The organism is Pseudomonas chlororaphis subsp. piscium (assembly GCF_003850345.1).
Lineage (GTDB): Bacteria > Pseudomonadota > Gammaproteobacteria > Pseudomonadales > Pseudomonadaceae > Aquipseudomonas > Aquipseudomonas piscium.
Genome location: NZ_CP027707.1, coordinates 5,929,835 through 5,949,147 on the forward strand (window position 1 = coordinate 5,929,835; position 19,313 = coordinate 5,949,147).

Sequence of the window (19,313 nt, forward strand, 5' to 3'; positions counted from 1 at the left end):
CCATGCAAGCCTGGCTTTACCTCACCACAGTGAATGCGGACGACGACGCGCCCGTCACCTGGTGGCAAACCGACGGCGAGCCGCTGCACGGTACGCTGCAGCAGGCGGCGGTGCTGGCCGGCCTGCGCCTGACCCTGCTGCTGCCGGCCGAAATCGCCAGCCATCACCGCTTCGACGTACCGCCGCGCAGTGGCCGCTGGCTGCAGCAAGCCATCCATTCGGTGCTGGAAGAACGGCTGCTGGACGACCCCGAGCAGTTGCACCTGGCCCGCGGGCCATTGCAAGCGCGTCGGCACTGCCGCCTGTTCGTCCTGCAACGCCAGTGGCTGGAACAACTATTGGAACGGCTGGCCCGCCATGGCCTGACGGCCGAGCGCATTCATGTCGATGCCGACTGCCTGCCGGACAACCAGGCGCTGGCCCTGCGTTGCCACGAGCGCTGGCTGATCGGCGGGGCCTGCCAGCAACGCCTGGCGCTCGACGACCAGGCCCTCGAAGAGCTGGCCCCGCTGCTACCCGACAACCTGCAACGCAGTGAGGAAACACCTTGGCCGCTATTGGCCCGGGGCAGCGGGCAGGCCATCGACCTGCGCCAGGGCGCCTTCGCCCTGCGCAGCCCGACGCGTACGCCATGGCGGGCGCTGCTGGCGATCCTGTTCATCGCCTGCGGCGCTCAAGTGGCACAGGACCTGGGCCATCGCTGGCTGCTGCAACACAAGACCGCCCAGGTGACCGAGGCCAGCCTGGAACTCTGGCGCCAGCGTTTTCCCGACGAGCCGCGGGTGATCGACCTCGCCCGCCAGGTCCAGGCCCGTGCCCAGCAAGCCGGCCAGCCCCAGCAAAGCCTGGCGCGCCGGCTCGACAGCCTGGCCAGCCAATGGACCAACAGCGACGGCGGCGATACGCGGATCCGCCGGCTGGACTACCAACAGGCGCAAGGCTGGACCCTGCAAGTCAACGCGCCGGATTTCTTCACCCTCGAACGCCTGCGCGAAGCCCTCGCGCAGCAGGGCGTGAACGTCCAGGCCGACTCGGCCGTGCTCGCCCCCGACGGGGTCAGCGCCCGCCTGAAAATCACGGACTAAGCCATGACCACCCTTTTCAATCCTTACTCGAACCGCTGGCAGCAGCTACCGGCCCGCGATCGCCTGGCCCTGAAGTTGCTCAGCCTGTTTCTGACAGTGACGCTGTTCTGGACCCTGCTCTGGAGCCCTCAGCGCCAAGCTTTGCAGCAGGCTGAACAGCAGTTCCAGGAGGCCCTGCAGTTGCAAACCGATCTGCTCAAGCTCCCTTCGTCCAGCAACGCTCGCGGTCCGCAGGCCAACAGCCGCACCCTGGCCGGCCTGATCACCGCCAGCACGGCCGCGGCCAACCTGAGCATCGAACGCATGGACAGCGAACAGGCCGGACGCCTCAATCTCAACCTGGGCGGCTCGCTGCAAGACCTGCTGACCTGGCTGGACGAAGTGGAAAACCAGGGCGTCAACCTGGTGTCGCTGCAGTTGGAAGTCGACCCTCAGGCCCTGGTCCAGGCGCGCCTGACCCTGGAGTCGAACTGATCGCGCCCGCCGCTCAGCGAGCGGGCTCCTCATCGACCCGCACAGTGCCCTGCAGGCGCGGGCCCCAATCCTCGACCGCCGCCTGCTCGACCCGCCGCTCCAGGGTCCGGCGCCACGACGGCACCAACGGCAGCTCCAGGCACAGACGAATCTCCTCCAGCGCCACCTCACGGGAAAACAGCACCGCGCTCAAGCGCGACAGCGGCCACTGCTCGAAAGGGCGCTCGACCTGCTGCAACACATCCCCGGCGCTCAGACTGCCCGCCTCCAACACCCGGTAGTACCAACCGGTGCGTCCGCTCTGCTGGACCCGTAGCGACATGTCTTTCACGGCAAAGCGGTCATTGAGTTTCCAGCACGGCATGCGTCCCTGGGACACCTCCAGCAACACGCTGCCGACCCGGACACGATCGCCCAGGCAGACGTTCTGCTCGGTCCAGCCGTGGCTGCTGAAATTCTCGCCAAAGGCACCCGGTTGCTCCAGCAACGCGTGCGGCCCCAACTCGGCGGCCCAGGCGGCGTAATGCTCGCGGGGGTAGTGATGAATGGCTTTTTCCGTGCCGCCATGCACCCGCAGGTCGCCCTGCTCGTCTTCCAGCAGGCCCAGCGGACCGATCTGCAGGCTGCCGGTGCGCGGGGTCTTGGCGATCGCGCTCATCGACTCCGGGCGGCTATAGGCCACGGCGCGGCCGGTCAACAGGGCATCGAGGGTTATACGCTCAGGGGTCATTACCTTACTCCATGGTTTCATCGGCGAACTGATGTTCCCGGCAGATCAACTCAATGTCGGCAGGCGCCAGCGGCTCTTCGGTCAGGCCGCAGAAAGGCCCGCCCGCGACTTGCTGGTGAAAGCGGCAGGTCTTGCACAGGCCGAAGCTCGGCACGTCCTGGGTGCGCTGCACGTTGCGCAGCAGTTCGCCGAGCAAGTGCTCCAGCTCCTTGGCTTGCCCACCCATGCGTTGCGCGGCGGTATCGAGGAACGCCGGCGGCATCACCGCCGCCAGCAGGGTCTTGGCCTGCTCGGTCAGCAGCAGGTGCACGCTGCGCTTGTCCCGGGCGTCCTGGCTTTTGCTGATCAGGCCCTTGGCTTCCAGCGCCTTGAGCGACTGCGACACCGTGCCCTTGGTCAGGCCCAGGTAATCAGCCACCGCCAGCGGTGTATTGGAGTAGCCGTTGCAGCGCGCCAGATACAGCAGCGCGCTCAACTGGATCGGCTGGATATCCGCCAGCAGCGGGTGCTCGCGAAACCAGACGCGGGTCAGGCTGGTAAGCCTTTCAAGCAAATCGAACAGCACAGGGGCATTTTCCGGATCAATACTTGCGATAAATAGTATCGAATAAAAACTATATTGACAAAGGGCAAAGGCAATGAAAATCTAAATGCAGTATCGATCCGATACTTTTATTGGAGACTCACCCATGACACGCGCTCGTTACTACCACGCTGGTTGCCCGGTTTGCGTCGAGACGGAACAGACCCTGCTGGAACTGCTGGACCCGCAAATCCAAGTGGAAATCGTCCACCTCGGCCAGGCGCCCGCGCGAATCGCCGAGGCCGAAGCCGCCGGCGTCAAATCGGTGCCGGCCCTGGTGGTCGCGGACAAGGTCCTGCACCTGAACTTCGGTGCGGCCCTGGCCGACCTCAAGTAGATCCGCTCGCCAGCGCACTCCTGACGAGGCGCTGGCGCCCTCTTTTCTCGACGGATGAAACCGCCATGAACGTGAAAGTCTTCGACACCCATGTGCGCACCCGCGCAGGTCACTACCTGCACTTCGACGTGCTGACCGAAACCCACGACGCCGCCCTCGCCCGGCAATACGCCTTTGCCTGGCTGGACAGCCTGGGCGTGCGGGAAAGCGATATCTCGCAGAACGAATGTCGCTTCTGTCACAGCCAGATCGGCGATCCACGGGTGATGCAAGGCATCGCTCGCCAAGGCTATTTCATTATCCCGCTGCAAGGTTTCGCGACAGCGGGCTTCGAGGCGACAGGCCTGGAGGTGAGCGGATGAATGCCTATAAACCACTGGACTGCGACCTGCACGACTACCTGGAAATCGCCTGCCTGCATGGCTACCGGCTGCTGGTGGAACAGATCGATGGCAGCCAGTTCGAGGCGCTCGGCAAGACCACCCGCACCAACACCAGCGGCGAAGAATTCTTCTGCCTGGAGGGCGCCGAAGGTCCGCTCGAAATACGCCTCGACCAGTTGCTGGCGATTACCCCGCTGGACGCCAACCGCAGCTTCGGGCGTATCCAGCTGGCCAGGCAACAGGGCTCGATCTGACTCGGCGAGCACCTTTGCCAAGGGCAAAAAAAAGCGCCGACATCATTGTCGGCGCCCTTTCTCTCACGGCATGCGCTCAGGCTTTTTTGGTCCGTGGCAGGAAGATCGCCAGCAGGCCGAACAGCGGCAGGAACGAGCACAGGAAGTACACGTACTCGATGCCGTGGATGTCCGCCAGGTGGCCCAGCAGCGCCGCGCCGATCCCGCCGAAACCGAACATCAGGCCGAAGAACACCCCGGCGATCATGCCGACATTGCCCGGCACCAGCTCCTGAGCGTAGACCACGATGGCCGAGAACGCCGACGCCAGGATGAAGCCGATCACCACGCTGAGCACGCTGGTCCAGAACAGGTCGACATGGGGTAGCAACAAGGTGAACGGCGCCGCGCCGAGAATCGAGAACCAGATCACCGCCTTGCGCCCGATCTTGTCGCCGATCGGCCCGCCGAAGAAGGTCCCGGCCGCCACCGCGCCAAGGAAGAGGAACAGGTGCAGCTGCGAACTGGTCACCGACAGGTCGAACTTCTCGATCAGGTAGAAGGTGAAGTAGCTGGTAAGGCTGGCCATGTAGAAATACTTGGAGAACACCAGCAGCCCCAGCACCACCAGGGCGCTGAGCACCCGCCCCTTGGACAGGCCGTGGGTCGCCGCCTGGCCCTGCTTGAGCTTGAACAGCTTGAGGTGGCTGGCGTACCAGCGGCTGATGGCGTAGAGCAACCCTAGGGCGAACACCGCGAACAAGCCCATCCAGGCCACATTGCCCTGGCCGAAAGGAATGATGATCGCCGCCGCCAACAGCGGGCCGAAGGCCGTGCCGGCGTTGCCGCCGACCTGGAAGGTCGATTGCGCCAGGCCGAAACGTCCGCCGGAGGCCAGCCGCGCCACCCGCGAGGCTTCCGGGTGGAAAGTCGAGGAACCGACGCCGATCAGCCCCGCCGCCAGTAGGATCAAGGCAAAGCTGCCGACCTGGGACATCATCAGAATGCCGATCAGGGTGCAGATCATGCCCACCGGTAACAGGTATGGCTTGGGATGGCGGTCAGTGTAATAACCGACCCAGGGCTGCAGCAGCGAGGCCGTGAGCTGGAAAGTCAGGGTAATCAGGCCGACCTGGGTGAAGGTCAGGCCGTAGCTGGCCTTGAGCATCGGGTAGATCGCCGGCAGCACCGCCTGGATCAGGTCGTTGATCAAATGCGCCAGCGCCACCGCGCCAATGATGCGCAGCACCAGGGGGCTGCTTTGAGAGGCCGCGGGAGTCGCCACAGAGGCGGACTGAAGGTTGCTGAGAGCCATGGGAGTTTCCGTACAGCAGATGGATGCGCAGTTGCAGGGTTGGCCAATGTGCCATTTTTCGGTGCGCCGCGGCTATCCCCTTAGCTTGCTAACGACTTGAATATTTCGCTTGATGCGCAGCACAACAAAACCCTGCCGCCTGCGCTCGGCGGCGCAGCCGATGCAAACCGGCCAATACGCTGTATCAGCTAAAACACGGATCAGGGTCACGACCCAATCGCAGGATGTGCTGGCGGCTACAGGAGGGATTTTGATAAACGGTTGATAGCGTAGATAATTTTTTTATAAAAAGCGCTTGACGCCTCATCGTTCTACGCGAATAATGCGCGCCACTTGGCTACATAGCTCAGTTGGTTAGAGCATAGCATTCATAATGCTGGGGTCCGGGGTTCAAGTCCCTGTGTAGCCACCAAGTACCTCAACAAAGCCCGCCTTGTGCGGGCTTTGTTGTTTCTGGCTATCTCTCCACCTTCCCTCCCTGTATCTCCCTATCCTCGCCAAATCATTGATCCGAGGGGATACAAGCCCAAAGAAAGCAATCCGCGATAAAACGCCGCCGCCCTGCCCCATGAGCGCACCCGCCATTCTCTACGACTGCCTGGGCCAAACTGTCGCCTTCAATGCCGACGGCTGTCGCCGCCGCTCGCTTCGACAAAGTCCCCAACGAATGGCTTCACCTCGATTCCACCGATGCCCCTACCAGATCTTGCAGGTGCCAAGCCTGTGCAAGTGCTCTATAAAACTGCACTCCCTCCCTAAGGAAACCCCAGTAATGCACATGGAAGAGCACACACTGAACGGAATGAGCGACGAGTTGAAACTCATGCTCGGCCGTTTTCGGCACGAACAATTCGTCGAGAAACTCGGATGGCGGCTGCCAGCCCATCCGAGCCAGCCAGGTTGTGAATGGGATCAATACGACACCGAGCACGCCCGCTACCTCCTGGCGTTCAATGAAGACTGCGCCATCGTTGGCTGTGCCCGCCTGATTCCCACCACACTCCCTAACCTGCTTGAAGGGGTGTTCAGCCATACCTGCGCCGGGGCGCCGCCCAAGCATCCAGCCATCTGGGAAATGACCCGCTTCACCACCCGCGAACCGCAATTGGCGATGCCGTTGTTCTGGAGAAGCCTGAAGACGGCCAGCCTGGCGGGTGCAGATGCCATCGTCGGGATCGTCAACAGCACCATGGAGCGCTATTACAAAATCAACGGTGTCCACTACGAACGACTGGGCCCGGTCACGGTGCACCAGAATGAGAAAATCCTCGCCATCAAACTCTCGGCTCACCGTGAGCACCACCGCGGCGCAGCCGCACCGTCAGCCTTCATGTCCGACACATTATTGAAAGAGATAGCTTGATACAGGCCGAGTCGTCCTTCTGGTCGACTCGGAGATAGTAAATGCCCCTCAGATATAGCCCATCGCAACTGCGTAAGACACTGCCTGCACGCGGTTACTGGCGCCGATTTTGCGTTGGATGTTGCGGTGATGGTAATTCACGGTATCGGTGCACACCCCCATGATCACGCCGATTTCCTCCGAGGTCTTGCCGTCGGCCGTCCAGCGCAGCACATCACATTCCCTCCCGCTGAACTCCACATCCGTATTGAAGACACACACGTCGCTCTCCAGCTCGGAAATTTTCTCGTGGATCGCTGCCGCAAACGCCTTGGTCATCAGCTTCAAGGCTTCAAACTCCTGAAGACTGATGGGGTTGTCCTTGCGTGCCAGGCTTAACATCCCGACTCTCCCCTGGGCGTTGAACGAGGGTTGTGCCAGGCCGTGGCATAAGTTTGAGTCGTTGGCTTCAGACCACAGGTCCGGGCAACCCCGGAACAACTCATTGCTCCACAAAATGGGGGTCGACGAGACTTTGCTGTGCTTCACCGTGGGGTCGATCACCGCGTAGTTAGCCGTCTGATATCGCTGCACCCAGTCCTCGGGATAATTGCCGTACATACAAGTCCTGGGCCGCATGAACGGGGTCACGCTGCACATGCCGTAGGCAAAGAAATCAAACCGTAGTTCGCGCAAGACCCTCAATGTGACAGCCGTAAATTCCTGCATGTCCATGGTTCGCGCAAAGATATTATAAAAGTACGAATCCCATCCCAACTGCTGCCCTAACTCCATTTTGAGCACCACTAAAGTTGAAAACAGGCCGTTAGACTAGACCAACCTGAACCCCTGTCAACAAGCAAAACCACAGAGTCATAGACCGCTTCGTACTAGCACTAGATTTCCTGCATCTGACCCAACTAACTAGCCATAGGACATTGCATCCTGACGATGTTAGTAAGCCATTAGTGCCTCCCAGCCGACGAATGAACCTGCTTCTTCACAATAATGCAACAGTTCACCCGGTGTGACTGCAGCCAGCCCGTTCACGCCCTAATCACTACAAGATCTGGTAGTTCCAGCCCCAAGAAATGCAGGTGTATAAACAACACCCGTTCGGCACCGCCACAAAGGAACACTAGTTAAAAACTGTAAACACCTACCCGCGCCAAATTAACTAAACATTTACTTTTAAAAAATACCAGCCCAACTAAGGAGGATGCTGCCATGCCTGCTTCGCTTTCCCCTAGCAGCTTTAATGATCATCTTGAACTTCGCCAAAAAAATCGGGCCACCGTCGAACAGTACATGCGCACTAACGGCAAAGATCGCCTGCGTCGTCATGAATTGTTCACTCAGGATGGCAGTGGCGGTTCCTGGAACACCGAAACCGGTGAGCCCCTTGTGTTCAAAGGCCACTCGAAGCTGGCCGCCCTCGGCGTATGGCTGGAGAAATGCTTTCCAGACTGGCAATGGCACAACGTCCGGGTGTTTGAAACAGACAATCCCAACCACTTCTGGGTGGAAAGCGACGGTCGCGGCAAGACTCTGGTTCCCGGTTACCCCGAAGGTTATTGCGAAAATCATTACATCCATTCTTTCGAACTGGACGACGGCAAGATCACGCAGAACCGTGAATTCATGAACCCCTTCCAACAACTTCGCGCCTTGGGCATCCCTGTTCCAAAAATCAAGCGTGAAGGTATCCCCGCCTCATAAGCCCCCTTATTCATTGGAGATTGAGCATGCCTAATAGCGCAGCGCAACAACTAACCGCTAGCGACACCACTGAACTTCGCCGCAAGAACCGCGCCACGGTCGAGCAATATATGCGTACCAAAGGCCAGGACCGCCTGCGCCGTCATGAACTATTTACCGAAGATGGTACAGGCGGCTTATGGACCACCGACACCGGCGCGCCGATTGTAATCAGTGGCAAAGCCAAGTTGGCCGAACATGCTGTTTGGTCACTCAAGTGCTTCCCGGACTGGGAGTGGTACAACGTCAAAGTATTTGAAACCGATGATCCTAACCATTTCTGGGTCGAGTGTGATGGCCACGGCAAGATTCTCTTTCCTGGCTATCCGGAAGGCTATTACGAGAACCATTTCCTGCACTCCTTCGAGCTGGAAGACGGCAAAGTAAAACGCAATCGCGAGTTTATGAACGTCTTTCAACAACTGCGCGCCCTGGGTATTCCAGTACCGCAAATCAAACGCGAAGGCATCCCAACTTAATTCTCTCGTGAGAGTGATCGCATCATGGAAGACTTACTGAAACGGGTATTAAGTTGTGAAGCGTTCCAGCAGCCTCAATGGAGCGAGCCCTCACAATTGCATGACGCGCAGGCCTACCTCAGGGACAGCGCCTCATTGATTCGGGTAGAGGACATCCTGGTGCTGCGCGCCACCTTGGCTCGTGTAGCGGCCGGCGAAGCGATGATCATCCAGTCCGGTGACTGCGCCGAGGACATGGATGAGAGCACTCCCGACCATGTGGCCCGCAAAGCAGCGGTGCTGGACATCCTGGCCGGTGCGTTCCGACTCGTGACCCAGCAACCGGTGGTACGGGTGGGACGGATTGCCGGGCAGTTTGCCAAGCCCCGTTCCAACAACAACGAACGCATTGGCGATGTTGAATTACCGGTGTATCGCGGCGACATGGTCAACGGCCGCGAGGCCGTCTGCGGCCATCGCCAGCACGATGCGCAACGCCTGGTTCGAGGCTATAGCGCCGCGCGGGACATCATGCAGCACCTGGGCTGGAAAGCGTCGGCAGGCCAGGAGCAACTCATAGGTTCACCGGCCTGGACCAGCCACGAAATGCTGGTACTCGACTACGAACTGCCACAACTGCGCCAGGACGAACAGGGCCGGGTATTTCTCGGTTCCACCCACTGGCCGTGGATCGGCGAGCGTACCCGTCAGTTAACGGGCGCTCACGTGGCGCTGCTCAGCGAAGTACTCAATCCGGTGGCGTGCAAGGTCGGCCCGGACATCACCCGGGACCAGTTGCTGAGCCTGTGTGAACGCCTGGACTCCAAGCGCGAACCCGGCCGGCTGACCCTGATTGCCCGCATGGGCGCCCACAAGGTCGCCGATCGCCTGCCTCCGCTGGTTGAGGCGGTGCGCCAGGCCGGCCACAAGATCATCTGGCTGAGCGACCCGATGCACGGCAACACCATCGTTGCGCCCTGCGGCAACAAGACCCGCATGGTGCAGGCCATCACCGAGGAAATCACCGCCTTCAGGCATGCCGTGACCTCAGCCGGTGGCGTGGCCGCCGGCCTGCACCTGGAAACCACCCCTGACGACGTCAGCGAGTGCGCTTCCGATGCCGCCGGCCTGAATCAGGTCGCCAGCCGCTACAAAAGCCTGTGCGACCCGCGGCTGAACCCCTGGCAGGCCATTACTGCGGTGATGGCCTGGAAAAACCAGCCCTCCTCACCCCTTGCCTCCTTTTGACTGGAGTTTGTCGCCATGACCGGCATTCCATCGATAGTCCCTTACACCTTGCCTACTTCCCGCGACCTGCCCGTCAACCTCGCGCAATGGAGCATCGACCCCGAGCGTGCCGTGCTGCTGGTGCATGACATGCAGCGCTACTTCCTGCGGCCCTTGCCTGACGCCCTGCGTGAACAAGTGGTGAGCAATGCCGCGCGCATTCGCCAGTGGGCTGCCGACAACGGCGTTCCGGTGGCCTACACCGCCCAGCCTGGCAGCATGAGCGAGGAGCAACGCGGGCTGCTCAAGGACTTCTGGGGCCCAGGCATGAAGGCCAGCGCCACCGACCGCGAGGTGGTCGACGCCCTGACGCCCAAGCCCAGTGACTGGCTGCTGACCAAGTGGCGCTACAGCGCGTTCTTCAACTCCGACCTGCTGGAACGCATGCGCGCCAACGACCGCGATCAGTTGATCCTGTGCGGGGTGTACGCCCATGTCGGGGTACTGATTTCCACCGTGGATGCCTACTCCAACGATATCCAGCCCTTCCTCGTTGCCGACGCTATCGCCGACTTCAGCAAGGAGCACCACTGGATGGCCATCGAATACGCCGCCAGCCGTTGCGCCATGGTCATCACCACCGACGAGGTGGTGCTATGAACCAAGCCGCAGCCCGTCTCATGGAACGCATCCTGCAACCGGTTCCCGAGCCGTTTGCCCTGTTGTACCGCCCGGAATCCAGCGGGCCCGGCCTGCTGGATGTATTGATCGGCGAAATGTCGGAACCCCAGGTCCTGGCCGATATCGACTTGCCTGCCACCTCGATCGGCGCGCCTCGCCAAGATGTACTGGCGCTGATCCCCTACCGCCAGATTGCCGAACGCGGTTTCGAGGCAGTGGACGATCAGTCGCCGCTGCTGGCGATGAACATCACCGAGCAGCAATCCATCAGCATCGAACGCTTGCTGGGATTGCTGCCCAACGTGCCGATCGAGTTGAACAGCGAACGCTTCGACCTCAGCGACGCGAGCTACGCCGAGATCGTCAGCCAGGTGATCGCCAACGAAATCGGCTCCGGGGAAGGCGCCAACTTCGTCATCAAGCGCACCTTCCTGGCCGAGATCAGCGAGTACGGCCCGGCCAGCGCGCTATCGTTCTTTCGCCATCTGCTAGAGCGGGAGAAAGGCGCCTACTGGACGTTCATCATCCACACCGGCAGCCGTACCTTCGTCGGTGCGTCCCCCGAGCGCCACATCAGCGTCAAGGATGGGCTCGCGGTGATGAACCCCATCAGCGGCACTTACCGCTATCCGCCCGCCGGCCCGAACCTGACCGAAGTCATGGACTTTTTGGCGGATCGCAAGGAGGCCGACGAGCTCTACATGGTGGTGGATGAAGAGCTGAAAATGATGGCGCGCATTTGTGACGACGGCGGCCACGTCCTCGGCCCTTACCTCAAGGAAATGGCGCACCTGGCCCACACCGAGTACTTCATCGAAGGCAAGACCCGTCGCGATGTACGGGAAATCCTGCGCGAAACCCTGTTTGCTCCTACCGTCACCGGCAGCCCGCTGGAAAGCGCCTGCCGGGTCATCCAGCGCTATGAGCCACAAGGCCGCGCGTACTACAGCGGCATGGCCGCGCTGATCGGCAGCGATGGCAAGGGCGGGCGTTCGCTGGACTCGGCGATCCTGATTCGCACCGCCGACATCGATAACAGCGGCCAGGTACGGATCAGCGTGGGCTCGACCATCGTGCGCCATTCCGACCCCATGACCGAGGCTGCTGAAAGCCGGGCCAAGGCCACTGGCCTGATCAGCGCACTGAAAAACCAGACGCCCTCGCGCTTCGGCAACCACCTGCAAGTGCGCGCCGCATTGGCCAGCCGCAATGCCTACGTCTCGGACTTCTGGTTGATGGACAGCCAGCAGCGGCAGCAGACCCAGGACGACTTCAGTGGGCGCCAGGTGCTGATCGTCGACGCCGAAGACACCTTCACCTCGATGATCGCCAAGCAACTGCGGGCCCTGGGCCTGGTGGTGACGGTGTGCAGCTTCAGCGATGAATACAGCTTTGACGGCTACGACCTGGTCATCATGGGCCCCGGCCCCGGCAACCCGAGCGAAGTCCAACTGCCGAAAATCAACCATCTGCATGTGGCCATCCGTTCCTTGCTCAGCCAGCAGCGGCCGTTCCTTGCGGTGTGCCTGAGCCATCAAGTACTGAGCTTGTGCCTGGGTCTGGAATTGCAGCGCAAAGCCATTCCCAACCAGGGCGTGCAAAAACAGATCGACCTGTTCGGCAACGCCGAGCGGGTGGGTTTCTACAACACCTTCGCCGCCCAGAGCGCGAGTGACCGCCTGGACATCGACGGCATCGGCACCGTCGAAATCAGCCGCGACAACGAGACCGGCGAGGTGCATGCCCTGCGTGGGCCGTCGTTTGCCTCCATGCAGTTCCATGCCGAGTCGCTACTGACCCAGGAAGGTCCGCGCATCATCGCCGACCTGCTGCGGCACGCCCTCATCCATACACCTGTCGAGAGCACCGCTTCGGCCGCCGGGAGATAACCATGCACAACTACGTCATCATCGACGCCTTTGCCAGCGCCCCGCTGGAAGGCAATCCGGTCGCGGTGTTCTTTGACGCCGATGACTTGTCGGCCACGCAAATGCAACGCATCGCCCGAGAGATGAACCTGTCGGAAACCACCTTCGTGCTCAAGCCACGTAACTGTGGTGATGCGCTGATCCGGATCTTCACCCCGGTCAACGAACTGCCCTTCGCCGGGCACCCGTTGCTGGGCACGGCCATTGCCCTGGGTGCGCACACCGACAATCACCGGCTGTTCCTGGAAACCCAGATGGGCACCATCGCCTTTGAGCTGGAGCGCCAGAACGGCAGCGTCGTCGCCGCCAGCATGGACCAGCCGATACCGACCTGGACGGCCCTGGGGCGCGACGTCGAATTGCTCAAGGCCCTGGGCATCAGCGACTCGACCTTTCCCATCGAGATCTATCACAACGGCCCACGTCATGTGTTTGTCGGCCTGCCGAGCATCGCCGCGTTGTCGGCCCTGCACCCCGACCACCGTGCCCTGTCCAACTTCCACGACATGGCCATCAACTGTTTTGCCGGCGCGGGACGGCGTTGGCGCAGCCGGATGTTCTCACCGGCCTATGGGGTGGTCGAGGATGCGGCCACGGGCTCCGCTGCCGGGCCCTTGGCGATTCATCTGGCGCGTCATGGCCAGATCGAATTCGGCCAGCAGATCGAGATTCTTCAGGGCGTGGAAATCGGCCGCCCTTCACTGATGTTCGCCAGGGCCGAGGGCCGCGCCGATCAACTGACGCGGGTCGAAGTATCAGGCAATGGCGTCACCTTCGGACGGGGGACCATCGTTCTATGAACAGTTCAATACAAGGCAAACCGCTATTGGGTAAAGGCATGTCGGAATCCCTGACCGGCACACTGGATGCGCCGTTCCCCGAGTACCAGACGCTGCCTGCCGATCCCATGAGCGTGCTGCACAACTGGCTCGAACGCGCACGCCGCGTGGGCATCCGCGAACCCCGCGCGCTGGCGCTGGCGACGGCTGACAGCCAGGGCCGGCCTTCGACGCGCATCGTGGTGATCAGTGAGATCAGCGAGCGTGGCGTGGTGTTTGCCACCCATGCCGGAAGCCAGAAAGGCCGCGAACTGCTGCAAAACCCCTGGGCCTCGGGTGTGCTGTATTGGCGCGAAACCAGTCAGCAAATCATCCTCAACGGTCAGGCCGTGCGCTTGCCGGATACCAAGGCTGATGAGGCCTGGTTGAAACGCCCTTATGCCACGCATCCGATGTCATCGGTGTCTCGCCAGAGTGAAGAGCTCAAGGATGTTCAGGCCATGCGCAACGCCGCCAGGGAACTGGCCGAGGTTCAAGGTCCGCTGCCGCGTCCCGAGGGTTATTGCGTGTTTGAGCTGCGGCTTGAATCGTTGGAATTCTGGGGTAACGGCCAGGAGCGCCTGCATGAACGCTTGCGCTATGACCGCAGCGATACGGGCTGGAAGGTGCGGCGTCTGCAACCCTGAATAACGCAGGTTTTTGCACGAGATCTGCCGCGCTGACGAGTCAGCCAAGGTGGCATGACTCACCAAAGACAAACCTGGCGCGGCTCAATGATTAATTACAGGAGTTACTAAATGTGCGGTCTCACAGGATGGGTAGACTATACGCGCAGGCTCGAAGGGGAAGACCCCGCGATTCGCGCGATGACCAATACCCTCGCACTTCGCGGGCCTGATGCCGAAGGCATATGGAAACATCGACACGCCCTTCTGGGGCATCGGCGGCTGGCGGTCATCGACCTGAGCGGCGGTACCCAGCCGATGGTCTATCGCTTTCCAGACGGCCAGGAAGTCTCGCTGGTCTACACGGGAGAGGTCTACAACCACGACGCATTGCGCGACCAGCTACGGCAGGCGGGGCATGTATTTCAGACTCGCAGCGATACCGAGGTCGTGCTGCATGCCTACCTGGAATGGGGCGAGCGTTGCTGTGATCACCTGACAGGCATGTTCGCCTTCGCCCTGTTCGACGGACGCGACGGCCACCTGCTCCTGGTACGCGATCGCCTTGGGATCAAGCCGCTGTTCTATGCCCGGCATCGTGAAGGGCTGCTCTTCGGCTCGGAGATCAAGGCCATCCTGGCCCACCCGGAATTCACCACGGGGCTGGAGGTGACGGGGTTGGTCGACGTGCTCACGCTGTCGAAGGGAACCGCCCAGACGCCTTTCAGGAACCTGATGGAGCTGCTTCCCGGCCACTTCCTGTCCTGGCGCCCCAATGGGCAGATGAAAATCCAGTGCTACTGGAAGGTACGCCGCCAGGAGCACCAGCACGACCTGCAAACGACAGTGCAACAGACCCGCGAGTTGGTCACCCATGCGCTGGGCTCGCAGTTGTATGCCGACGTTCCCGTGTGCTCGCTGCTGTCCGGCGGGCTCGACTCCACCACCCTCACGGCTCTCGCGCAACGTATCGTGAAGGCGAAGACCGGCGGGAATATCAATTCCTTTTCGGTGGACTTCACTGGCCAGTCCGCGCAGTTCAAGAGCGACGACCTGCGTCCCGACCAGGACCAGCCCTTTGCTCTGTTGGCCGCGGAGTTCATCGGTAGCCGGCACCAGACCGTCCTCATCGACAACGAGGAACTGGTCTCCGACCTGGCGCGCGAGGAGGTGTTCCGCGCCAAGGACCTGCCGTTCACCTTTGGCGACATGGATACCTCGTTGAACCTGTTGTTCAGGGAGATTCGCAAGCACTCCACGGTGGCCATCTCGGGAGAAGGTGCCGATGAGGTCTTCGGTGGCTATGGCTGGTTCCGTGATCCTCAGGCCATAGCCTCCGCGTCCTTTCCATGGTCGTCGCGGGTGAAGTTGCCGGCCGGTTTCATCAATGCCGACTTCAACCGCCAATGCGATCTCGCCAAGTACCAACAGGCGAGCTACGACGACGCCCTGCGCCAGGTCGAACACCTGGCACAAGACAGCCCGCACGAGCGTCGGATGCGCGAGCTTTGCCACATGCACCTGAAACGCTGGATGGTGATGCTGCTGGACCGCAAGGACCGCCTGAGCATGTGCAACAGCCTCGAGGTACGTGTGCCGTTCACCGATCACGAACTGGTCGAGTACGTCTATAACGTGCCTTGGTCGATCAAGAGCAAGGATGGCGAGGAGAAGTGGCTGCTCAAGCAGGCCTGTGCCGACTTGGTACCGGAGGCGGTGCTCAAACGCAGGAAGAGTCCCTATCCGACCTCGGCCGACCTGGGCTACGAACGCTTCCTTCGCCAGAGTGCCCGGCAGCTTCTGCAGGACACGGGGAACCCGGTGTTCGGTATCGTATCCCACGCCTATATGGCCGAAGAACTGCGCCAGCCCGAGGGCTACTTCAATACGCAGATGAGCCGGCACAACCTGGAAACAGCGCTGGCGCTGGATGCCTGGCTACGCTTGCACAAGATCTCGCTCTGATATGAGCCTGAGGGAGCCACGGCAGGCCCGGCCAGGTACCTGGCATGCCTGTGGCTTCCACGGCCGGCAGGGTGTTTCCAGCTGGATTCGCCACGCGTTGGATCACCTGCCGCTTTTCAGGTTTCTACTGTTCAAGATCATTCAGCCGCCCCTTTCTGGGTTCGGCTGAATCGAACCAGGTTTGTCGGAGCCCCTTTTGTTCGAGCCCTGCCACCTTGGCAGGCTCGTTCAGTTGTAGCGGTCAGCCTGTCGCCGGTTGGCTTGCCATCCGTCCCTGTCTCGATGCACTGGGATGAATCAACCCAAGCCCCGCCCCCCAGAAATCCCAACGGCACCACCAGCCGCCTCCAGGCCGGCGTCTTGCCTCGGGTCTTGCCCGGAAGCGCCCGCCATATCGGTCCCGTAGCGATCCACGAAAGGGTCAGCATGGGCCCGCTCACTGCTGTACATTCCTCCCCACGGACGACACATCATTTACCCAGTGAACGGAGTTCAACGCGTGTTCTCGACCCTCAATCCGCGTCACCGCCGGCTTACCAGTTTCTCGCTGATAGCCGTCGCCCTCAGCCTCGCCGCCTGCAACGCCTCCGCCCCTTCCCACACCGCCCTGCCCCCCGCCCCGGAAATCGCTTCGGGTTATCGCACCGACCTGCAGGTGCAGCATGCCAACCAGCATATGGCGGCCGCGGCCAACCCGTTGGCGGCCGAAGCCGGGCGCGAGATGTTGCGCAAGGGTGGTTCGGCCATCGATGCGGCGATTGCCATGCAAGCCGTGCTGACCCTGGTGGAGCCACAGTCGTCGGGCATCGGCGGCGGGGCCTTGATCGTGCTCTGGGACGGCAAAGCCGTGCGCACTTATGACGGTCGCGAAACCGCGCCGGCCGGGGCCACCGAGAAGTTGTTCCTGCAGGCGGACGGCAAACCCATGCCGTTCCCCCAGGCGCAGATCGGCGGACGCTCGGTAGGTACGCCAGGGGTGCTGCGGGCCCTGGAACTGGCCCATAAAAAACACGGCCGCCTGCCGTGGGCGCAACTGTTCGAGCCGGCGATCCGCCTGGCGGCCCAGGGCTTCCCGATCTCCCCACGCCTGCACAGCATGATCGTCGCCGATCCGTACCTGGCGAAATCGCCGGACATGGCGGCCTACTTCCTGAATGCCGATGGCACGCCGAAAGCCGTCGGCACCCGGCTGAAAAACCCGCAGTTGGCCGCGGTGCTCGAACGCATCGCCAAAGAGGGTCCGAACGCCTTGTACCAAGGCCCGGTCGCCCGGGAAATCGTCGCCAAGGTGCAGGGCCATGCCAACCCCGGCAGCCTGTCACTCAACGACCTGCAAGGCTATCGCGCCAAGGAGCGCGAACCGCTGTGCACCGACTACAAGCGCTGGCAGGTCTGCGGCATGCCGCCACCCTCCTCGGGCGGGATCGCCCTGGCGCAGATCCTCGGCACCCTGCAGGCGCTGGAGGCCCGCGATCCGCGTTATGCGCTGCCACCCTTGAAACCGGTCAAGACCAATCTACCGGCCGGCCTGGAACCGGCGCCTGAAGCCGTGCACCTGATCGCCGAGGCCGAACGCCTGGCCTACGCCGACCGTGCTTTGTACGTGGCGGATTCGGACTTCGCCCCAGTGCCGATCGCCGGCCTGGTCGCCCCACGCTACCTGGCCCAACGCGCCGCCTTGATCGGCGAACGCAGCATGACCAAGGCCGAACCCGGCAAGCCCCAGGGCATCCAGGTGGCCTACGCCCCGGACCGTTCGCCGATGCGCATCTCCACCTCGCAAGTGGTGGCCGTGGATGACCAGGGCGGCGCGGTGTCCATGACCACCACCGTGGAGGCGGCCTTCGGCTCGCACCTGATGGTCCAGGGCTTCATGCTCAACAACCAGATGACCGACTTCTCCTTCATCCCCGAAGAGAACGGCCAGCCGGTGGCCAACCGCGTCCAGCCGGGCAAGCGCCCACGCTCGTCCATGGCGCCGACCCTGGTCTTCGACCGCAACAGCGGTGAACTGCTGGCCACCGTCGGCTCGCCGGGTGGCTCGCAGATTATCGAGTACGTGGCCAAGTCGGTGATCGGCATGCTCGACTGGAACCTCGACCCGCAAGCTGCCATCAGCCTGCCCAACTTCGGCAGCCGCAACGGCCCGACCGAACTGGAACAAGGCCAGTTCACCCCTGGGTTGAAAGCAGCACTGAAAGCCAAGGGGCATGAGGTGACCGATATCGACATGACCAGCGGCACCCAGGCGATCATCCGGGTACGTGATGCCCAGGGTAAAACCTCGTGGGCCGGTGGCGCCGATCCACGCCGCGAAGGGGCTGCGTTGGGGGATTGAGGCCAACGCAGGAAAACCAGAAGGGCTTGCCGTGAGGCAGGCCCTTTTTATTACTCACGCCATAGAAGCGCCAGCATGGGTGGCCAATGCTGTATGCCGTTTTTTACTGGGCTCTGTGTCTGACGTGATCTTTTGATCCCTCCTAGCATCAGCTTTTTTGCCGAGGTGCATGGGATGAACGAGATTCTCGGCGGTATCGATTTTTCAGGCTTGGCCGTGCGCCGACTTGTGGCCGACGACCTCGAACTGGTCTGCCGGCATCGCGAGGCGATGTTCCTCGAAGCCGGAGGTGAACCCGCGGCCCTGCAAGTGATGACCGAGCACTTCCGCCCCTGGTTGCGCGAGCGTTTACCCGATGGTCGCTACTACGGCTTTGCCCTACTGGACGGCCAGCAACCGGTGGCGGCCATTGGCTTGATGAGCATCGACTGGCCGCCCCACCCGTCCCATCCCACCCAGGACCAGCGCGGTTATGTGCTCAACGTCTACGTCGAACCCGCCTACCGGCGCCGGGGGCTGGCCTCGGCCCTGATGAAGCTGGCGGAAGCCGAATTCATCCAGCGCGGGCTGAGCTTCGCCGTGTTGCATGCCACCGAGGTGGGCAAGCCGGTGTATGCGGGATTGGGTTGGGCGGCTACCGCTGAAATGGCGAAGGCACTGGGAAACGGCGACTGAACACAGCCCCCTGTAGCCGCTGCCGAAGGCTGCGATCGACCGGAACGGGCGCAGCGATCCTACTGGCGTCAAAGTCCCTTCGGACTTATCGCAGCCTTCGGCAGCGGCTACATACTCCGTTATGGCTTCAAGAAGTGCGCTCATCCCATAGTCACAGAATGTCGCAGTAACAGCGTTGCGACTCCATCTCTTCCAACCTATGGTTCGACCATCGCTGCAAACCAGCGAACAGGCTTGGCGGCCTGATAGAATCGAGGCGCAAAAGCGCCCCCCAACCTTTGCAGGCGCTTTTTTTTGCGCCCGCATACCTGCGTTATGACGGGTTGCGTGGGAGAACCTTCGGGTTCGCCGGTTGCC

At 61.8% G+C, this 19,313-nt stretch carries 20 protein-coding genes and 1 tRNA gene; 17 read left to right on the forward strand and 4 right to left on the reverse strand.

Annotated features, from left to right (window positions below; translation table 11 throughout):
* Positions 1-2 precede the first annotated feature (2 nt).
* On the forward strand, positions 3-1,085 hold the full coding sequence (gspL, locus tag C4K38_RS26820) for a type II secretion system protein GspL (protein WP_053280864.1): 1,083 nt from the start codon (positions 3-5) through the stop codon (positions 1,083-1,085).
* Between the two features lie 3 nt (positions 1,086-1,088).
* A complete protein-coding gene (gene gspM / locus C4K38_RS26825) occupies positions 1,089-1,559 on the forward strand; it encodes a type II secretion system protein GspM (RefSeq protein ID WP_053280865.1) in 471 nt (156 codons plus the stop codon).
* Positions 1,560-1,572: 13 nt separating this feature from the next.
* Here the strand turns inward: gspM and C4K38_RS26830 are convergent, their stop codons facing one another.
* Both C4K38_RS26830 and C4K38_RS26835 read right to left on the reverse strand, forming a co-directional pair.
* Complete coding sequence (locus C4K38_RS26830) at positions 1,573-2,289, reverse strand: MOSC domain-containing protein (RefSeq protein ID WP_053280866.1); 717 nt, start codon at positions 2,287-2,289, stop codon at positions 1,573-1,575.
* 4 nt (positions 2,290-2,293) lie between these two features.
* The gene (locus C4K38_RS26835) at positions 2,294-2,854 is read right to left on the reverse strand and encodes a MarR family winged helix-turn-helix transcriptional regulator (protein WP_053280867.1); all 561 of its coding nucleotides are present in this window, start codon (positions 2,852-2,854) and stop codon (positions 2,294-2,296) included.
* Positions 2,855-2,978: 124 nt separating this feature from the next.
* Here C4K38_RS26835 and C4K38_RS26840 point away from each other — a divergent pair, with 124 nt between their 5' ends.
* The 3 genes from C4K38_RS26840 (at position 2,979) to C4K38_RS26850 (ending at position 3,846) form a co-directional block, all read left to right on the forward strand.
* On the forward strand, positions 2,979-3,209 hold the full coding sequence (locus C4K38_RS26840; RefSeq protein ID WP_053280868.1) for a thioredoxin domain-containing protein: 231 nt from the start codon (positions 2,979-2,981) through the stop codon (positions 3,207-3,209).
* A gap of 65 nt (positions 3,210-3,274) precedes the next feature.
* A complete protein-coding gene (locus C4K38_RS26845; RefSeq protein ID WP_053280869.1) occupies positions 3,275-3,571 on the forward strand; it encodes a DUF2024 family protein in 297 nt (98 codons plus the stop codon).
* Entirely contained in the window at positions 3,568-3,846 is a 279-nt protein-coding gene (locus tag C4K38_RS26850; RefSeq protein WP_053280870.1) for a Rho-binding antiterminator, read from the forward strand. Before C4K38_RS26845 ends, C4K38_RS26850 begins: the two co-directional genes overlap by 4 nt.
* 76 nt (positions 3,847-3,922) lie before the next feature.
* Here the strand turns inward: C4K38_RS26850 and C4K38_RS26855 are convergent, their stop codons facing one another.
* On the reverse strand, positions 3,923-5,140 hold the full coding sequence (locus C4K38_RS26855) for an MFS transporter (RefSeq protein ID WP_053280871.1): 1,218 nt from the start codon (positions 5,138-5,140) through the stop codon (positions 3,923-3,925).
* A gap of 335 nt (positions 5,141-5,475) precedes the next feature.
* Here C4K38_RS26855 and C4K38_RS26860 point away from each other — a divergent pair.
* Positions 5,476-5,552 (forward strand) — tRNA-Met (locus C4K38_RS26860).
* Between the two features lie 360 nt (positions 5,553-5,912).
* A complete protein-coding gene (locus tag C4K38_RS26865) occupies positions 5,913-6,503 on the forward strand; it encodes an acyl-homoserine-lactone synthase (RefSeq protein ID WP_053280872.1) in 591 nt (196 codons plus the stop codon).
* 48 nt (positions 6,504-6,551) lie between these two features.
* Here C4K38_RS26865 and C4K38_RS26870 read toward each other — a convergent pair whose 3' ends face one another.
* Complete coding sequence (locus tag C4K38_RS26870; RefSeq protein WP_053280873.1) at positions 6,552-7,277, reverse strand: autoinducer binding domain-containing protein; 726 nt, start codon at positions 7,275-7,277, stop codon at positions 6,552-6,554.
* Between the two features lie 432 nt (positions 7,278-7,709).
* Here C4K38_RS26870 and C4K38_RS26875 point away from each other — a divergent pair, with 432 nt between their 5' ends.
* From C4K38_RS26875 to C4K38_RS26920, 10 genes are all read left to right on the forward strand, one after another.
* Positions 7,710-8,201: a PhzA/PhzB family protein gene (locus C4K38_RS26875; RefSeq protein ID WP_053280874.1), complete on the forward strand. Its 492-nt coding sequence runs from the start codon at positions 7,710-7,712 to the stop codon at positions 8,199-8,201.
* Between the two features lie 26 nt (positions 8,202-8,227).
* A complete protein-coding gene (locus tag C4K38_RS26880) occupies positions 8,228-8,719 on the forward strand; it encodes a phenazine biosynthesis protein (protein WP_025806279.1) in 492 nt (163 codons plus the stop codon).
* A gap of 24 nt (positions 8,720-8,743) precedes the next feature.
* Positions 8,744-9,946: a 3-deoxy-7-phosphoheptulonate synthase gene (locus C4K38_RS26885; RefSeq protein ID WP_053280875.1), complete on the forward strand. Its 1,203-nt coding sequence runs from the start codon at positions 8,744-8,746 to the stop codon at positions 9,944-9,946.
* A 15-nt stretch (positions 9,947-9,961) separates the two neighbouring features.
* Positions 9,962-10,585: an isochorismatase family protein gene (locus tag C4K38_RS26890; RefSeq protein ID WP_053280876.1), complete on the forward strand. Its 624-nt coding sequence runs from the start codon at positions 9,962-9,964 to the stop codon at positions 10,583-10,585.
* Between the two features lie 20 nt (positions 10,586-10,605).
* Positions 10,606-12,495: an anthranilate synthase family protein gene (locus C4K38_RS26895; protein WP_414860365.1), complete on the forward strand. Its 1,890-nt coding sequence runs from the start codon at positions 10,606-10,608 to the stop codon at positions 12,493-12,495.
* Between the two features lie 2 nt (positions 12,496-12,497).
* Complete coding sequence (locus tag C4K38_RS26900; RefSeq protein ID WP_053280878.1) at positions 12,498-13,334, forward strand: PhzF family phenazine biosynthesis protein; 837 nt, start codon at positions 12,498-12,500, stop codon at positions 13,332-13,334.
* Entirely contained in the window at positions 13,331-13,999 is a 669-nt protein-coding gene (gene phzG, locus C4K38_RS26905) for a phenazine biosynthesis FMN-dependent oxidase PhzG (protein WP_053280879.1), read from the forward strand. The genes C4K38_RS26900 and phzG overlap by 4 nt, the downstream gene beginning before the upstream one ends.
* 111 nt (positions 14,000-14,110) lie before the next feature.
* The gene (asnB, locus tag C4K38_RS26910; RefSeq protein WP_053280880.1) at positions 14,111-15,943 is read left to right on the forward strand and encodes an asparagine synthase (glutamine-hydrolyzing); all 1,833 of its coding nucleotides are present in this window, start codon (positions 14,111-14,113) and stop codon (positions 15,941-15,943) included.
* Between the two features lie 499 nt (positions 15,944-16,442).
* Positions 16,443-18,281: a gamma-glutamyltransferase gene (gene ggt / locus C4K38_RS26915; protein WP_053280881.1), complete on the forward strand. Its 1,839-nt coding sequence runs from the start codon at positions 16,443-16,445 to the stop codon at positions 18,279-18,281.
* Positions 18,282-18,455: 174 nt separating this feature from the next.
* Positions 18,456-18,956, forward strand: a complete 501-nt coding sequence (locus C4K38_RS26920) for a GNAT family N-acetyltransferase (protein WP_053280882.1) — start codon at positions 18,456-18,458, stop codon at positions 18,954-18,956.
* The last annotated feature ends 357 nt before the right edge of the window (positions 18,957-19,313 follow it).

What these genes read in the sequence shown, in the direction of transcription:
- C4K38_RS26895 (WP_414860365.1), top strand. Translation starts at nt 10,606, where the DNA reads ATGGAACGCATCCTGCAACCGGTTCCCGAGCCGTTTGCCCTGTTGTAC.
- C4K38_RS26920 (WP_053280882.1), top strand. Translation starts at nt 18,456, where the DNA reads ATGAACGAGATTCTCGGCGGTATCGATTTTTCAGGCTTGGCCGTGCGC.
- C4K38_RS26890 (WP_053280876.1), top strand. Translation starts at nt 9,962, where the DNA reads ATGACCGGCATTCCATCGATAGTCCCTTACACCTTGCCTACTTCCCGC.
- C4K38_RS26885 (WP_053280875.1), top strand. Translation starts at nt 8,744, where the DNA reads ATGGAAGACTTACTGAAACGGGTATTAAGTTGTGAAGCGTTCCAGCAG.
- gspL (WP_053280864.1), top strand. Translation starts at nt 3, where the DNA reads ATGCAAGCCTGGCTTTACCTCACCACAGTGAATGCGGACGACGACGCG.
- C4K38_RS26865 (WP_053280872.1), top strand. Translation starts at nt 5,913, where the DNA reads ATGCACATGGAAGAGCACACACTGAACGGAATGAGCGACGAGTTGAAA.
- C4K38_RS26870 (WP_053280873.1), bottom strand. Translation starts at nt 7,277, where the DNA reads ATGGAGTTAGGGCAGCAGTTGGGATGGGATTCGTACTTTTATAATATC.
- C4K38_RS26880 (WP_025806279.1), top strand. Translation starts at nt 8,228, where the DNA reads ATGCCTAATAGCGCAGCGCAACAACTAACCGCTAGCGACACCACTGAA.
- C4K38_RS26855 (WP_053280871.1), bottom strand. Translation starts at nt 5,140, where the DNA reads ATGGCTCTCAGCAACCTTCAGTCCGCCTCTGTGGCGACTCCCGCGGCC.
- asnB (WP_053280880.1), top strand. Translation starts at nt 14,111, where the DNA reads ATGTGCGGTCTCACAGGATGGGTAGACTATACGCGCAGGCTCGAAGGG.
- C4K38_RS26875 (WP_053280874.1), top strand. Translation starts at nt 7,710, where the DNA reads ATGCCTGCTTCGCTTTCCCCTAGCAGCTTTAATGATCATCTTGAACTT.
- C4K38_RS26850 (WP_053280870.1), top strand. Translation starts at nt 3,568, where the DNA reads ATGAATGCCTATAAACCACTGGACTGCGACCTGCACGACTACCTGGAA.
- C4K38_RS26840 (WP_053280868.1), top strand. Translation starts at nt 2,979, where the DNA reads ATGACACGCGCTCGTTACTACCACGCTGGTTGCCCGGTTTGCGTCGAG.
- C4K38_RS26830 (WP_053280866.1), bottom strand. Translation starts at nt 2,289, where the DNA reads ATGACCCCTGAGCGTATAACCCTCGATGCCCTGTTGACCGGCCGCGCC.
- C4K38_RS26900 (WP_053280878.1), top strand. Translation starts at nt 12,498, where the DNA reads ATGCACAACTACGTCATCATCGACGCCTTTGCCAGCGCCCCGCTGGAA.
- C4K38_RS26845 (WP_053280869.1), top strand. Translation starts at nt 3,275, where the DNA reads ATGAACGTGAAAGTCTTCGACACCCATGTGCGCACCCGCGCAGGTCAC.
- phzG (WP_053280879.1), top strand. Translation starts at nt 13,331, where the DNA reads ATGAACAGTTCAATACAAGGCAAACCGCTATTGGGTAAAGGCATGTCG.
- gspM (WP_053280865.1), top strand. Translation starts at nt 1,089, where the DNA reads ATGACCACCCTTTTCAATCCTTACTCGAACCGCTGGCAGCAGCTACCG.